The sequence below is a fragment of the Alteromonas sp. AWM4_230 genome (assembly GCF_056158305.1).
In genome coordinates, this window is sequence record NZ_JBSWTB010000001.1 from 518059 (window position 1) to 532651 (window position 14593).

Consider the following 14593-nt stretch of genomic DNA (forward strand, 5'->3'; position numbering starts at 1 on the left):
GGCGAATAAACGGTGTGTGACAGGCTTACATACACAGCGTTAGTAGTGAAAATAAGAGCGGTGAGTATATCACCGCGGTGTAGGGAAAGTCGTCTGATCATTGTGTTACAACTGGGTAGTTAAGAAGACCATCTCTTTATTTAAAGTTTGTCTGTTGCGTCATACCAAATACGGTTTATCCACCACTCTTTAGTACCCGCCTCAGTTTTAACAATAAACTCATCGTCCTCTTCTTTGCCAAGTAGAGCACGAGCCATGGGTGAATCAATAGAGATGTAGTCCTTACGGCCAAATATTTCATCATAGCCAACTAAGCGAAGCTCCATAACAGCGCCGGATTCGTTTTCAATTTCAACCCATGCACCAAAGAACACTTTTCCTTCTTGCTGTGGATCATAATCAACAACTTTTAGGTTCTCTAAGCATTTGCGTAAGTAACGAACTCGACGGTCAATTTCGCGAAGCTTCTTTTTGTTGTACTGGTAGTCAGCATTCTCACTCCTATCGCCCAGGCTGGCCGCCCAAGTTACCTTGCGAGTGATTTCTGGCCGTTCTTCACGCCACAAGAAATCCAGTTCTTGTTTAAGCTTTAAATAGCCTTTTCGAGTGATAAGCGGTGTTTTCACAATGTCCTATAAATAATCCAGCTAATTACCCCTACTTTATGTGGGTAATAAGGCAAAACGCAATCTTTCGATAAGGTAAAAAGTGACAAAACAGACAGATTGAATAATTATTGAACATAAACCTTTCTGTCAGTGTCGTAGTATCAATACCATACTAGCCATTAGGGGAAATGAATGCGTAACAGAATGCCTGTGTTGAACCGCCGAAGGTCGGGAAGCGATCCGCTTCAAACCAGCGGCACTATCATAGGTTTTATGCTGTTTTTAAGCGGCGCGCTGTTATTGTTGTATGCCTTACTTGATATAGTTGTTCGCTTAAATAGTGTACGAACCGTGATATACCTTATCTTAGCGTGTGCCATGTATAAAGTAGGGCACTCACTGCTTAATCATTTTGCGACGTTTAAAGTCCATACGGAAAGACGACGCGCACCTAACCGTTAAAACCTTTAGTTTTAAGCCCGCATTTTTAAGGTTTAATTGTTCCTAAAAAACCTTGTTTGGGCCGTGAAATATTTCAACTTTAGGCTAAGCTTAACAGTGTAATTCGAGGCACCAAGCATATTGAATAACCCACATTACTATTTGGGTACGCGCGTGGTGAAAATCCACTAGCTCGTAGGGAAAAGGTAAGCAAGGATCACGCTGACTCACTAAAACAAAAAAGCCGACGCATAGCGTCGGCTTTCTCTTTTCTGAAACTCTAGCTTATTCAGCTGGCGCTTCGGCTTCAGGTTTAACCACTTCTAGAAGCTCAACATCAAAAATTAGCGTTGAGTTAGGCGTGATCGCGCCTGTTGAACGTGCGCCATAAGCAAGCTCTGATGGAATGTGGAAGCGGTATTTCGCGCCTTCTTTCATAAGCTGTACGCCTTCAGTCCAACCCGCGATTACGCGATTAAGTGGAAATTCAGCTGGTTCGCCACGCTTATAAGAAGAGTCGAACTCTGTACCATCAAGCAAGGTACCACGGTAGTGAACTTTTACCATGTCAGTTGCTTCTGGGCTTGCGCCTTTGCCTTCTTCAAGTACTTCGTATTGAAGACCAGACTCTGTTGTGGTCACGCCTTCTTTCTTACCATTTTCTTCTAGGTAAGCAAGACCTGCTTCAATGTTTTTCTCAGCCGCTTGTTCAGCCATTTCTTGCTGTTTAGCACGCAATACTTCTTCGCCTTCTTGAGCGATTTGCTGAATTTGCTCTGGCGTAAACTTAAGGGTGTCGTTCAGGCCGTCTTTAAAGCCTTGTTGTAGCGCATCTTGGTCTAGGGTTAAACCAAGCTGCTCTTGTTGTTCGGCACGGTTGCTAACGAACAGACCCATACTCGCGCCCATGGCGTAAGCTTGCTTTTGTGTATCTGTCATTTCTTCTGCTGCAACAGCAGTTGTTTTTGCACTATCAGCGCTTGTAGAAGCGGCCTCATCAGATGTGTTTGGCTGGCAAGCGAAAAGGCCTAGCGCAGCGATAGTAGATAAGGCAACGAGCGACTTCTGCATAAAAACGTCTCCATTAATTATTATCATCATGCGTCTATGTCTATACTGCTGCATCTAAGGCAGTTTGCACGATAGTTAAAGATGCGTGATCCATGCTATGTTAAACCTAGCGTTTACAAAGCGAAACCCATTTGATTATGTTTAGGCCTCAAATGTTCCATAGAATAGTGTTACTCACCTTACTTATTGGCAATTCCATGGGATGTTCTGTCCCTGATACTACGCCAATACAGCAGTGGCGTCATGTAGAAGAGGGCGCATACGCGGCAGATATATCCACCGACGGCACCTTAGCGGTAGTGTCTGGCGTGAATAATGGTGTCAATGTGTGGAGAATTGGGCAGAGCGAGCCCCTCTATCATTGGAGTCATCAAGGGGAAGGTAACAACCTAGTGATGTCAGTGCACATCAGTGCAGATAAGCGCTATGTGGTCACTGCCGACCGTGAAGCGTTTGCTCTGTGGAGTTTAGAAACTGGCGAACCAGAAGGGTTTTGGCGAATAGATGAGTCCTCTATTCGCGATGTGGTAGTCACCAATAATGGTAATGGCATACTCGTCGCTCGCTCAAATGGTAAGGTAATGTATTTTGAGCCGCGCACCTCTCGTCGTCTTGAGTTTTTTGGGCATCAGGAAAAAGTTAATTCCATTGATATCTCACCTAATGGCAAGTTTGCTCTTACTGGTGGCAATGACTATATTGCCTATTTATGGAGTACAGACACTGGGCAGATTATCCACTCCTTCACGCACCCCACTCGAGTAACCAAGGTTGCGCTGGACGATGAAGGCCGGTTTGCTTTTACTGCCGACAGTCAAAGTAAGTCGCAAGTGTGGAATGTACAAACAGGGCAGCCCGTAACTTCACTGAAGTTTGCATCACGACAAAAAATCTTCACCGACGTCGAGTTTTCAAAAGATGGTCAGTATTTATTAACAGGCTCGCCAGCCAGGAAGGTTTATCTTTGGAATTTGAAAAACGGCGAGCAAATCCAGTCAATTCAAGTCGCCTCGAGAGAGTCTATTTCACCGCCAACCGCAGTTGTTTATGGCGTCGGCTTCCTTCCCAATGATAATATATTGTCTATAAGTAGCAGTGGCCTTGCCGAAGAATGGCAACGAGAGAGATAGAGAATTTACATGACAAACAAAAGCGCTGAGCAGTTACAACAGCAAATAGATAGCGCCAATAGCTATATTGAAGAGTTACAGATGAAAGTAGCCTTTCAAGAACACACTATCGAGGCACTTAATGAAGCGTTGGCTTCACAACAAAAGCAACTCGATGATTTAGCGTTTAAAGTAAGTCACGTAATAGACCGTGTTAAAAGCATAGAACCGTCTAATATTGCTAAGCAATCGGAAGAAACCCCGCCTCCGCACTATTAATTTTAGCCATTATTGAGTGGTATAGGCGCTTTTTTGGTTTGAAAGAGGCGCCTCAAAGGCAGTCGACAAATTAGTAAAATCAACCGTTTATGAGGCTTCGGGTTAAACACTAGTTTATCTTGTTATGAGTTAGGCTAAGACTGCATTTATCCTGATAATCTAATTGAATTACACTTGCGCGCAATTGCACAGGCCCAAGTAATACCGAGCCTTATCTTCAACAAATAAGAGAGTAGTTATGAGTGATTTTGATATGGATGCGTTTGACAGCATCGATTTTGACTCAGTTGAACAGTCAGTAGCCGAAAAGCAGGCTGAAAAAGACAAGCAGGAAAGCCAAGAAATTGAAGGCATGCGCGACGGTGCCAACGATTGTGGCGATAGCTGTACTATATAATACTATCTAAACCGCTAAGGGCTCGTGCTAAGCCCTTAACGAATAAATGGCCCTTAGCGTTATATAAGCCCTTAGCGGTTAAATCAGCCCTTAGCAGCGTAAGAAAAATTCAGCGTTTTTAATTAGACCCCTCAGGGTTCTCTAGTCGGTCTAACTCCAATCTGTCGAGCTCTACACTTTCCTCCACATCGCCTTGAAATGCTTTAATAAATGCGTTTTTCAATATCGCCGTAAACGCCTCCCAAGTCTGTGTTTCTGGGCTAGATAAGTCGCCCTCAATGGGAATACGCGTGGCAATTTGGTCTTGGCTCTGATTTTCAAACAGTTCAGTGATAAACGCGGAAATTGCTTCAATACTGCCTTCAACAAAACCGTCTCCGTCACGTTCAATGTCGCCTTTCCAAGAAAATACTTCAACGTTATGCAAAATAGGTTTTATATAGCCTTTTACCTGCCCTTCATTAGACGCGACCTCGGCAGCAAGCGTAAGCGTTCCGGCTTCTAGGTCGAAAGGCGCATAGGTATCAAGCAGGTTTTTAAAATTCACCAGTCCCACATTGTCAGCTTGAATGTCTAAATCAAAGGTAGGGGCTTTGGTCGCAGGATTAAGCTTGGCGTTTAATGAAATAGTCCCTTGCTCTGCCGTCTGGCCTTTCGCAGTAGCGGTAGCCACGCGCGTGTCTGATAAATCGTCGCTGTTTACTAAATTATTCACTTCAAGGTGAATGTCGTGTAGCGCAATATCGATAGCCGGAGAGGTATCAGGATTGTGAAAGGCAATTTTCCCTTCGTTAATGGTGAGTTTGTCTATACGTAGAGGAAACAATTGGTCGGCAATAGACAGCCAGTTTTCGTTCTTACCCGACTGACTCTTTTTTTCCGTGTTTCCGTCTACAAAGTTAATTTCGGGAGAATTTACCACCACCCTGCCAACGGCCGCACCTTTAAAAAGCTGTGACCACGATAGTGTAAATTCCACATAGTCAGCCTTAAACAACGGCTTATCTATTTGTCCATTCGCTTTATACAGCAACACATATTCTAAGCTGTAGGCACCACGCCATAGCATTAAATCGACATCGCCCACACGACCATTGTATTGGTCCGACTGGCTTAGTGTGTTGTTGATGTATGTGGCTGCGGCATAAGGAAGGTACAACCTAAACGCGACGAGCATGAGCAATAGCCCTGCTACTACATAGCAAAATCGTTTTTTAGCGTGTTTCATATTTCACTCCTTAGGGAAAGGAATACAAAAAACATGCCTTGGAGAGCGTTTTTCCTCGGTAAGGGCGTTAGCCGCTAGTGGCGCGATACCCAGAGAAGGTTTTAAAAAGCCTGAGTACAGTATGAGAAGGTGTTACACAGGCTTAAGGGTAAGATTTACTGAGGTGTGGGTAGGAATGCTAGTGCGGTTTAAAGATACCAATCACGTTTTCGTTAGAGCGCGTAGCGGCACTCACCTTTTCGTCGGTTTGCGCTTCGTTGTACCCACATGCGACGCATTCCAGCTTTTCCACGTTATTTTCAAAATATAACGAAATAGTATCTAGCTCTTGGCATTTTGGGCACGTAGCCCCTGCTACAAAGCGACGTTTTACACGTTTTGACATACATACACCTTTGGGGAATTTCGCCAGTATTATACCTTGAAATGGTATGTGTTGATCAGCTTTTACCTTAAGTTTTTGATACTATACGCGCCCTAGATTGTTCTATCACAGGTTAGTCATGATTAAGCTTTCAAATGTATCGCTACTTCGCGGCCGCAAAATGCTGCTGGAAAAGGCGTCGGCACAGGTTTTTCCAGGCCACAAAGTGGCGCTAATAGGCAGCAATGGCTGCGGAAAGTCCACGCTGTTTGCTCTGTTGCGTAGTGAACTAAGCGTCGATGCCGGAGATTGCAGCGTACCCAGCGATTGGCGCATTGTGAGCGTGGCTCAGGAAACGCCAGCGACTGATCGAACTGCGATAGATTACGTGATAGACGGTGACAAACATTTACGTGATTTACAGGCTAAGCTAGACGCCGCTGAAAAAAGCGGAGACGGCGTAAAGATTGGCCAAATTCATGGGCAACTAGAGCAGGCTGGGGCTTACGATGTGGAATCACGTGCAGCGACTATACTTTCCGGCCTAGGGTTTACTAATGCGCAGTTAAGCGCACCAGTCAGTGACTTTTCTGGTGGCTGGCGTATGCGCCTAAACCTGGCTCAAGCGCTGCTTTGCCCTTCAGACTTACTGCTGCTTGATGAGCCCACTAACCACTTAGATTTAGATGCCGTAATTTGGCTAGAGAAATGGTTGCAACGCTATGCGGGCACGCTTTTACTTATTTCTCATGATAAAGCGTTTATAGACAATACCGTCGCGCAAATTATTAGTGTTGAGCAACAGAAGCTTGTTACTTACACAGGTAATTATTCATCTTACGAAACCCAGCGTGCTGAGCGTATACGCTTACAAAACATTGAGTATGAAAAGCAGCAGCAAAAGGTAGCCCATCTAAACTCGTTTATTACGCGGTTTAAAGCCAAGGCTAGTAAAGCGAAGCAAGCGCAAAGCCGTATTAAGCAGCTAGAGAAAATGGAAACGTTAATGCCAGCCCATATGGCTAGCCCGTTTAGCTTTTCCTTTGCTCCGCCTACTGCACTTCCTAACCCGCTGGTTCAAATGGAAAAAATACAGCTGGGGTACGATGACCATATAGTGCTTCAACAGGTAAAACTGAATTTAGTACCCGGTAGCCGAATAGGTCTTCTAGGTAGAAATGGGCAAGGTAAGTCAACGTTAATCAAGCTGTTAGCGGGCGTTCATGCGCCCAAGCAGGGCATTTTCAATACCGCAAAAGGTCTGAAGATTGGCTATTTTGCCCAGCACCAGTTAGAAACACTAGACGCTAATGCCACACCCCTTTTACATTTGCAGCGCATTGATGAAAAAGCTACTGAACAGCAGCTACGCGATTACCTGGGCGGTTTTGGTTTTAATGGTGATGAAGCATTGGCGCCCGTGGCACCTATGTCAGGTGGTGAAAAAGCGCGCTTAGTGTTGGCACTAATTGTCTACCAAAAACCTAACTTATTGCTGCTGGATGAGCCTACCAACCATCTAGACTTAGAAATGCGCCACGCGCTTAATATTGCTCTTCAAGGTTTTGAAGGCGCTATGGTGCTGGTATCGCACGACCGCTTCTTACTTTCCTCGGTTTGTGAAGATTTCTATTTGGTAGACAGCGGTGAAGTTGAGCCATTTAAAGGCGATTTGGATGACTATCGCGACTGGATTCTAAAACAGCAGGCGGCAGAAAAAGCCAAGGCCAATAGCGAGGCTAAAAGTGCCAACAGCGACGCTAAAAACGGCGCGCAGCAAGAGGCCGGAGCGGACAGTAAGCCGGAACGCAAGTTAGATCGTAAAGAAGAAAAGCGCCGCGAAGCCGAGTTCAGACAAAGCGTAGCGCCACTTAAAAAAGCCATCGAAAAACACGAAAAAGCCATGGAGAAATGCAGTACCGCCTTGGCAGAGGTAGAAGCATCACTCGCCGATACCTCGCTTTACAGCGACGATAAAAAAGCAGAACTCATGGGCTTGCTCGACAAGCAAACTCAGCTTAAGCAACAGCTTGAAGAGGAAGAGGTGGCATGGCTAGATGCCCAAGAGCAGATAGAGCAAAAGCGAGAAGAGTATGACAGTGTCAGCGCCTAATATTAATAGCAACGAGTTTTGGGAGTACAGCGTATCTCGCTATACGAAAGGTGATATGGCACCGCTCGCGCTTCTGCTTCAAGATAACCACAAGGTGAATGTAAACGTTCTCTTGCTGATTTGCTGGTGTTTAGAGAATAATGTCATTATAAATTTGCCTCAGCTTAAATCGGTTATAGCGGCATCAGCGAGCACTGACGAAAAGTTAAAGCAGCATCGCGAGAAGCGCAAAGCAGCAAGCCCTGAGAAAGGTGGTGAGCAAACAGCCTACGATGCACTCAAAGCGCAAGAATTAGAGCTTGAAAGGCAACAGCAGCAAGACATCGTTGCATCTTTTAATGAGCAGGCGGTTACGCACTTGGGTCAGCAGGCCTCGTCAACGAATATATTTAACGCGTCTATTGCTGCGTTCATTAATGCATACGAGTTACGCGACAACAACGAGGCGCGCCAGTTAGTGAGCCTTGTGGTTAATCAATTATCGTAAAAACACAATAAGAAAATACAATGAGCAAATCAGCGCTATCGCATGGAAAGATAATAAAAAGTAGCTTTAAAGTGCCAGGATGGGCAAAGAACCGACATGTGCAAACCATATGGCCGCGTTTTATTCAAAAGCGCTTACCCCTTTCTTATAACATGGAGCGTTTAACCTTACCGGATGACGATTTTGTTGACGTAGCATGGGGTCCCAAACCACAAGAAACATCAGGAATAGTGGTAATGTTTCATGGATTGGAAGGCAGCATCAAGTCGCATTATGCGAACGATATGATGGCCCAACTGTCTGTGAATGGTTGGCAGGTGGTAATGATGCATTATCGCGGCTGTAGCGGTGTGCCAAACCTAAAAGCGCGCGCTTATCACAGTGGCGAAACAGAAGACCCTAGTTTTTTCTTAGAGTGGCTGCACGATAAATTTCCACGTATTCCCAAGGTGGCTATTGGCTTTTCGCTTGGCGGTAATATGTTGTTGAAACTCTTAGGTGAAAACCCTGCACAAAAGTGGCTGAAAGCGGCGGTTGCCATCTCTTCTCCACTTAAACTATCTGAGTGCGCAAAGTCAATTAATCAGGGTTTTTCTCGGGTATATCAAAAGTATTTACTTACTAGCATGAAAGATACTTTGCGTAAGAAGATGGAATACATTGATTATCGCAAGCTTATTCAGCTTACAAAAAGTGATGTAGAAGGCATTACTAGCTTTACTCGATTTGACGAAAAGATCACGGCTCCCCTGCACGGTTTTGCAGATGCGCAAGACTATTATGAAAAGTGCAGCGCGTATCACTTTTTAAGCGCCATCCACTGCCCAACGTTAGTATTGCATAGCATCGATGACCCCTTCATGAACCACTTAATTGTGCCAAAAGAAGAGGAACTTGCGCGTAACGTCACCGTAGAATTGAGTGAACGGGGCGGTCATGTTGGCTTCATGCAAGGCTCTGTATTAAACCCGAAGGTTTGGCTGCACGAGCGCGTAAAACGCTTCGTTAGCGAAGCCTTACCGGTAAACTCAACCTGTGGTTATGTTAGTCGCTAATACTGAGGTGATCTTAGTGCGGTTTAAGTTTTATAAAACGTTTTTCCCAGGAGTGTGAATGATAATTCCCATCGACGCATTAGAAGCCGATACGCTTTATAGCTTGGCTGAGTCTTTTGTATTACGCGAAGGCACCGACTATGGCGCTGAAGAAGTTGAGCTAGAAGTAAAAGTTCAGCAGGTGCTAGGCAGGTTAAAATCTGGCGAGGCAGTACTCGTATACTCAGAGCTTCACGAAAGTGTAGATATAAAAAGAAAAGAAGAGATTGAGCCCAGCGACACAGCTGAATAGAAAACAAAGCGAAAGAAAAACCGTCTTCTTGAAATGCAGACATAAAAAAGCCGGGTCGAGCAACCCGGCTACCTACCTGAGGAGAGGAAGGCTTAAAAAGCGTAGCGTGCAGTTACCTGCATAATGTCTAAATCATCAATGATTTTATAGTTTGCACCAACAGCCCACTGTGGCGTGATGTAGTAGTTAGCGCCTACTTTAAATGTCGCTTCACCGTCGTCTACATCGTAATAGCCTACTTCACCAGCAAGCTCTACCTGTTCTGTAATCATCGAGCGAAGACCTGCATTAATGCTGTAGCCTGTCTCATCATCTATGTCACCATCAACACGCTCTAGGTTAGCGCCAAAATAGGCATCTGTTGTGGCGTTTACAGGTAAGCGGTAACCTGCACCTAGGGTTAGCATATCGAAGTCGAAGTTACCTTCTTCAAAAAAGCTGTACTCTCCGTTTAAGTACCAGTTGCTGTTTAACAGGTACTTGCCATTAACGGTTAGGCCGTCTGGTTCGAAAGACTCGTTGTCGTCAAAGTCCATTTTGGTGTAACCACCTTCTACGTAACGCCAGTCTGGCTTGTCGGCCATTGCTGTAAGAGGAAGTGTTGCCGCAGTAAGTGTAGCTGCAATAAGTGTGATTGATTTACGCATGTGATAACTCCTTAGTATGCTCAGTAGCCCAGTTTCTGCAACGCAAACATCCAATGTGTTTGCGAAGCGTGTCACAAGCCAGCGTTTCTAAAGCGCGCTGCTCTTCTGCACACACGCTGTCTTTCTAAATCGCTCTGCTTCTATACATCGCTGTGCAGTGGGCCACTTGATTGATGAACACAAAACCAAAAACGTCTTCATGTCATCTCAATTATTTCTTTTCAGAAATCGTGTCCGATGTATTTATCAACATGGTGGAGTGCAAAGCGTCTGCCAACTGCGAAAAAAACTCAGCTGAAATTCAAATGGGAGGCATTCATTTGTCTGATAAATATAGAGAAATTAAAAAATAAGAAGAAGCGTTATATGAATACCTAAGCTGGTAATGCCTAGGTGAAGTTTAAAAAGTAAACATATTGGCATGGGGAACTGTCGCTAAAAAACAACAGATAACCTTTTGTCTAACTCATCGGACAAATTTACAACAAAGAAATTGGCCACTAACTTCAATGTCGATGCTTTTAAGTGACTGTAAATAAATGTAAATATAATAAATTAGCCCGTCTTTTTAGTGTTGGAACAGCTTTTGCTGAAGTACCTGTGTGTTATCCAGCATTCACTTTTGCCAACAGGCACGGAATTCGGTTTTTTTTCGCGATACCAGTGAATAAGGAAAGGAATAGAGCGCCTTTCTTGAATGGTTTCAATGAATACTTTTTCTCATCATCGCTTTTAAAGCAGCGGATACTCTGTTGCTAGCTATACATAGCTAAGGGATAAAGTTAAGAGATTGACGACCATCTGGATAACCATTGTTTTCATAAGGAGAGGACAAATGGCTAAGCCAGTTTCAATTTTCGGAAAAGAATTACAAACTAATGCGTTTCAGCATCGAAAGCTGTCGCGCATTCTTTTAGCAATGACCAGCGTTATTGCCCTATTTGCATTTCACCAAGCAGGCGCTGTCGAGGTTAATGACAACAATCAGCCTCAAAAAGCATCACCCGTTCTTCAATCTATAATTGATGCTGCTCGCAAATCAGCAACAGAAAGCTATGAACAAGACGATCACGGATTAAACAGCAAGTTAAAAGAGATTGATTACACCACTTATCGTTCTATTCGCTTTAAGCCTGAGCAAAGTCTTTGGCACGGCGAGAACGACTACGAACTTCAGTTTTTTCATCCGGGTTTTTTATATGAGTACCCCGTCACCATTCACACTATTGGCGAAAGCAACAAGCCTGAGCGCTTAGCGTTTAACAGCGATATGTTTAACTACGACGGGTCTGCGTCGGGGTTAGCTGGGTTAACGGATGAAAAGTCAGGGTTCGCTGGATTTCGCGTTCACTATCCTATCAAGAACGAAGAGTACAAAGATGAATTTGCTGTATTCCTGGGTGCTTCATATTTTCGTTTGGTAGGTAAAAATCAAGTTTATGGTATTTCAGCACGCGGTTTGGCAATTGATACCGCGTTAGCGAAAGGTGAAGAGTTCCCTCACTTTACAGAGTTCTGGGTTATCGAGCCCGGTGAAGGCAAACCAATTACTATTTATGCTCGCCTAGAAAGTCCTTCTGTTGCAGGTGCGTATAAATTCGTTATTCAGCCTGATATCGATACCAGCGTAAAGGTAGAAAGCTGGTTATTTGCTCGCGACGACGTGAATAAGCTAGGTATTGCACCATTTACCAGTATGTTTTTGTATGGCGAGAACACAGAAAAGCGTCATGACGATTATCGCCCAGAAGTGCACGATAGTGACGGTGTGCTAATGGTAACTCATGCGGGTGAAGAGATTTGGCGTCCACTGACTAACCCAGCACGCCTTCAAGTAACGTCACTTAGCGATACAAATCCCAAAGGCTTTGGCATGCTTCAGCGCGACGGTGAGTGGGGTAACTACCTTGATGCTGAGGCCAACTATCATATACGTCCTGGGCTATGGGTTACCCCAGAAGCCGGCTTTGAGAAAGGCCGTTTAGAAGTAGTAGAAATTCCAACTAAGTCTGAAATTCATGACAATATCGTGGCTTTTTGGACACCTGAAAAACCATTCAAATCCGGTGAGTCTCTGTATTTCTCTTACGACCTTAAAACGGTAGAGCAAAACCCTTTTGTTAGCGAATTTGCTTCTGTAGTGCGTACCCGTCAGGGAAAGGCCGTGTTACCAGGCGATGAATTTAAAGATGATAGCTTGAACACTACCCGCCAGTTCAATGTGGACTTCAGTGCTCCTTCTGCCATTTCTTTTGACAATGAAACTATGAAGCTGGTGGTACAGGGCACCAACGGAACGATTTCCCAACAGCGCCTTTATCCTGTAGCCGACGGCCAAGAGTGGCGCGCTTCCTTTTTTGTTAAGCCGAAAGAAAAGCAAACGGTAGATATGCGCGCTTACATTGAAAAAGACGGAAAGCGTGTTAGTGAGGTTTGGAATTATGTCTACCAGCCAAAGTAATCGTCCTCAAACATCAGTATCGAACGAGGCTAAAGCCGTGCCTCAGGTTAAACGTGACAGCACCGCACGTGCTGCACACTTCATCTTAAAAGGAGAGCATATGCGTTTGTTTATCATGGCAATGCTAGTGATTCCAAGCACGGCATTGGCCGGTTGGAGCTTATACGAGATATTTTTACCGAACGGCCTTACGAATCTAGAAATTGCGCAGTTAGGCTTGGGTTTGACCCTATTCGCTTGGCTGTGCATGGCGTTTTGGACGGGTATCATTGGTTTCTTTTTACAGCTTTTCAATATAGATCCGCTGAGTTTACGCAGAAACCAAGTAAAGCCCGATGCTTCGTCGCCGTTAAAGCAAAAACACGCCGTAGTCATGCCGGTTTATAACGAAGATACCCGCCGTATTATGGTGGGGTTCGAAGCCTGTATTCGCGAGTTAATGGAAAGCGAAAACAGTTCGAATTTCGATTTCTATATGCTCAGTGACACCCGTGACATGGAAAAAGCGGATGCTGAGCTACGCGCTTTTACTCGATTGAAAAAGCGTTTGGGAGCATTCTCTAGCCAAGTGTTTTACCGCCGTCGCGAGCAAAACCTGCACAGAAAAGTGGGTAACCTTAAAGAGTTTTGCGAACGCTGGGGCGCAAATTACGAGTCGATGATTGTATTAGATGCCGACAGCGTAATGACCAAAGAGCGTATGCAGGACCTAGCCCGCCGTATTGAGCAAAACCCTGATACGGCCTTAGTGCAGACCATTCCAATGCCGGTGCGTCAAAACACCTTCTTTGGTCGTTTTGTGCAGTTTGCTGCTCACCTTTACAGCCCAATGTTGGCGACAGGTCTATCGTTTTGGCAAACGGACAGTGCAAACTACTGGGGGCATAACGCCATTATTCGCATTGCACCATTCATGCAGCATTGCGGTCTACCCACACTTGAAGGTCGTGCACCTTTTGGTGGCGAAATACTAAGCCACGACTTTGTTGAAGCTGCGCTTTTGCGCCGTGCAGGTTGGCAGGCTTATTTGCTTACCGACACTACGGGTAGCTATGAAGAAGTGCCAAGTAACATTGTTGACTACGCCATTCGCGACCGCCGTTGGGTGCAGGGCAACATACAGCATTTAGGGCTTTTGAAGGTGAAAGGTCTTAAAATGGCGAATCGCCTGCACTTCTTATTTGGTGCGTTTGCGTACATTTCTTCACTAATACTGTTTTGTATGTTGGCACTAGGGACCGCAGATGCATTAATTCGCGCTACGTCAGTGCCAGAGTTCTTCGTATCTGAGTATCAGCTTTTTCCTAGTTGGCAGGTAGCTCGTCAAGACATGATGATGGTAACCATGTGGGGCACTGCAGCCTTACTATTTTTGCCTAAGCTTTTAGGTATTACCTTGGCTTTAATGAAACGTCGTGAAGAATTTGGTGGGGCGTGGTCTTTACTAAAAGGCGCGGCAATTGAATTAGCCATGGCTGTGCTAATTGCTCCGCTGATGATGTTCTACCACAGCTATTTTGTGATCAGTGTTTTTATCGGTCACTCAGTTAAATGGGAAGCACAAGAGCGTGAAGGTCGAAAAGTGCCGTGGAAAGTTGCAATTAAACACACGCAAATTATGAGCTGCTTAGCGGTTGCGTGGGGCGTAACCACCTTTTATTTCACACCGTCGCTGTTTATGTGGCTGCTACCTGTATTAATTGGCATGGTGTTGGCAGCACCGGTTATCCGCTTAACAAGCAGTGATAAACTAGGCATAGCGATGCGCAAATGGGGCGTGTTTGTCATTGATCAGGAAGTAAATGAATGTAAAGCACTGAAGCGTTTACGTGTTGCGATGGGATATTTCACTGTCTCTCAATATAAGGCAGAAGTACCTGCCCTTCCCGAGAACGTGTGGCAAGGTATGCCAGAGCAAGCGTTAAGTCAAAAGCCATTACCTATGCGTTACAGACTTCCTAACAGACTGCATCAGTCTTAGAGAGAAGCTCTCAAAACCAAAAAAACCGCACGTTTTCGTGCGGTTTTTTTATGCTTTCAT

The 14593-nt window shown here is 44.9% G+C and carries 15 protein-coding genes; 10 read left to right on the forward strand and 5 right to left on the reverse strand.

The window, feature by feature from the left end:
* Positions 1-140: 140 nt before the first annotated feature.
* A complete protein-coding gene (greB, locus tag ACXACS_RS02225) occupies positions 141-626 on the reverse strand; it encodes a transcription elongation factor GreB (protein ID WP_179985025.1) in 486 nt (161 codons plus the stop codon).
* A 174-nt stretch (positions 627-800) separates the two neighbouring features.
* Here greB and ACXACS_RS02230 point away from each other — a divergent pair, with 174 nt between their 5' ends.
* A complete protein-coding gene (locus ACXACS_RS02230; RefSeq protein WP_179985024.1) occupies positions 801-1070 on the forward strand; it encodes a hypothetical protein in 270 nt (89 codons plus the stop codon).
* Between the two features lie 264 nt (positions 1071-1334).
* Here ACXACS_RS02230 and fkpA read toward each other — a convergent pair whose 3' ends face one another.
* A complete protein-coding gene (gene fkpA, locus ACXACS_RS02235; protein ID WP_474803535.1) occupies positions 1335-2120 on the reverse strand; it encodes an FKBP-type peptidyl-prolyl cis-trans isomerase in 786 nt (261 codons plus the stop codon).
* Between the two features lie 197 nt (positions 2121-2317).
* On the opposite strand from fkpA, the gene ACXACS_RS02240 reads away from it, so the two are divergent.
* From ACXACS_RS02240 to ACXACS_RS02250, 3 genes are all read left to right on the forward strand, one after another.
* Positions 2318-3250, forward strand: coding sequence for a WD40 repeat domain-containing protein (locus tag ACXACS_RS02240; protein ID WP_474809189.1), 933 nt, complete (start codon positions 2318-2320; stop codon positions 3248-3250).
* Between the two features lie 9 nt (positions 3251-3259).
* Complete coding sequence (locus ACXACS_RS02245; protein WP_474803538.1) at positions 3260-3508, forward strand: SlyX family protein; 249 nt, start codon at positions 3260-3262, stop codon at positions 3506-3508.
* Between the two features lie 238 nt (positions 3509-3746).
* Entirely contained in the window at positions 3747-3905 is a 159-nt protein-coding gene (locus tag ACXACS_RS02250; protein WP_012520154.1) for a hypothetical protein, read from the forward strand.
* Positions 3906-4023: 118 nt separating this feature from the next.
* Here the strand turns inward: ACXACS_RS02250 and ACXACS_RS02255 are convergent, their stop codons facing one another.
* Both ACXACS_RS02255 and ACXACS_RS02260 read right to left on the reverse strand, forming a co-directional pair.
* On the reverse strand, positions 4024-5133 hold the full coding sequence (locus ACXACS_RS02255; protein WP_474803543.1) for a DUF748 domain-containing protein: 1110 nt from the start codon (positions 5131-5133) through the stop codon (positions 4024-4026).
* 178 nt (positions 5134-5311) lie between these two features.
* Positions 5312-5518 (reverse strand): YheV family putative zinc ribbon protein, encoded by a 207-nt coding sequence (locus ACXACS_RS02260; RefSeq protein WP_012520152.1) that lies wholly within the window; start codon positions 5516-5518, stop codon positions 5312-5314.
* Positions 5519-5636: 118 nt separating this feature from the next.
* Here ACXACS_RS02260 and ACXACS_RS02265 point away from each other — a divergent pair, with 118 nt between their 5' ends.
* From ACXACS_RS02265 to ACXACS_RS02280, 4 genes are read left to right on the forward strand one after another with little or no spacing between them, the layout of a single operon-like run.
* Positions 5637-7610, forward strand: coding sequence for an ATP-binding cassette domain-containing protein (locus tag ACXACS_RS02265; RefSeq protein WP_474803548.1), 1974 nt, complete (start codon positions 5637-5639; stop codon positions 7608-7610).
* Positions 7591-8097, forward strand: a complete 507-nt coding sequence (locus ACXACS_RS02270; RefSeq protein WP_474803551.1) for a TIGR02444 family protein — start codon at positions 7591-7593, stop codon at positions 8095-8097. Before ACXACS_RS02265 ends, ACXACS_RS02270 begins: the two co-directional genes overlap by 20 nt.
* A 20-nt stretch (positions 8098-8117) precedes the next feature.
* Positions 8118-9152 (forward strand): hydrolase, encoded by a 1035-nt coding sequence (locus tag ACXACS_RS02275; RefSeq protein WP_474803554.1) that lies wholly within the window; start codon positions 8118-8120, stop codon positions 9150-9152.
* 58 nt (positions 9153-9210) lie between these two features.
* On the forward strand, positions 9211-9444 hold the full coding sequence (locus tag ACXACS_RS02280) for a YheU family protein (protein WP_474803557.1): 234 nt from the start codon (positions 9211-9213) through the stop codon (positions 9442-9444).
* Between the two features lie 92 nt (positions 9445-9536).
* Here the strand turns inward: ACXACS_RS02280 and ACXACS_RS02285 are convergent, their stop codons facing one another.
* Positions 9537-10091, reverse strand: a complete 555-nt coding sequence (locus tag ACXACS_RS02285; RefSeq protein WP_474803560.1) for an outer membrane beta-barrel protein — start codon at positions 10089-10091, stop codon at positions 9537-9539.
* A gap of 835 nt (positions 10092-10926) precedes the next feature.
* Here ACXACS_RS02285 and ACXACS_RS02290 point away from each other — a divergent pair.
* Both ACXACS_RS02290 and mdoH read left to right on the forward strand, forming a co-directional pair.
* Positions 10927-12552, forward strand: coding sequence for a glucan biosynthesis protein G (locus ACXACS_RS02290; protein ID WP_474803563.1), 1626 nt, complete (start codon positions 10927-10929; stop codon positions 12550-12552).
* Positions 12533-14533, forward strand: a complete 2001-nt coding sequence (gene mdoH, locus ACXACS_RS02295) for a glucans biosynthesis glucosyltransferase MdoH (RefSeq protein WP_474803566.1) — start codon at positions 12533-12535, stop codon at positions 14531-14533. The genes ACXACS_RS02290 and mdoH overlap by 20 nt, the downstream gene beginning before the upstream one ends.
* The last annotated feature ends 60 nt before the right edge of the window (positions 14534-14593 follow it).

Coding starts and splice junctions, on each gene's coding strand:
- ACXACS_RS02255 (WP_474803543.1), bottom strand. CDS start 5,133: ATGAAACACGCTAAAAAACGATTTTGCTATGTAGTAGCAGGGCTATTG.
- ACXACS_RS02245 (WP_474803538.1), top strand. CDS start 3,260: ATGACAAACAAAAGCGCTGAGCAGTTACAACAGCAAATAGATAGCGCC.
- ACXACS_RS02275 (WP_474803554.1), top strand. CDS start 8,118: ATGAGCAAATCAGCGCTATCGCATGGAAAGATAATAAAAAGTAGCTTT.
- ACXACS_RS02240 (WP_474809189.1), top strand. CDS start 2,318: ATGGGATGTTCTGTCCCTGATACTACGCCAATACAGCAGTGGCGTCAT.
- ACXACS_RS02290 (WP_474803563.1), top strand. CDS start 10,927: ATGGCTAAGCCAGTTTCAATTTTCGGAAAAGAATTACAAACTAATGCG.
- ACXACS_RS02280 (WP_474803557.1), top strand. CDS start 9,211: ATGATAATTCCCATCGACGCATTAGAAGCCGATACGCTTTATAGCTTG.
- ACXACS_RS02285 (WP_474803560.1), bottom strand. CDS start 10,091: ATGCGTAAATCAATCACACTTATTGCAGCTACACTTACTGCGGCAACA.
- ACXACS_RS02270 (WP_474803551.1), top strand. CDS start 7,591: ATGACAGTGTCAGCGCCTAATATTAATAGCAACGAGTTTTGGGAGTAC.
- mdoH (WP_474803566.1), top strand. CDS start 12,533: ATGTCTACCAGCCAAAGTAATCGTCCTCAAACATCAGTATCGAACGAG.
- ACXACS_RS02265 (WP_474803548.1), top strand. CDS start 5,637: ATGATTAAGCTTTCAAATGTATCGCTACTTCGCGGCCGCAAAATGCTG.
- fkpA (WP_474803535.1), bottom strand. CDS start 2,120: ATGCAGAAGTCGCTCGTTGCCTTATCTACTATCGCTGCGCTAGGCCTT.
- ACXACS_RS02260 (WP_012520152.1), bottom strand. CDS start 5,518: ATGTCAAAACGTGTAAAACGTCGCTTTGTAGCAGGGGCTACGTGCCCA.
- ACXACS_RS02250 (WP_012520154.1), top strand. CDS start 3,747: ATGAGTGATTTTGATATGGATGCGTTTGACAGCATCGATTTTGACTCA.
- ACXACS_RS02230 (WP_179985024.1), top strand. CDS start 801: ATGCGTAACAGAATGCCTGTGTTGAACCGCCGAAGGTCGGGAAGCGAT.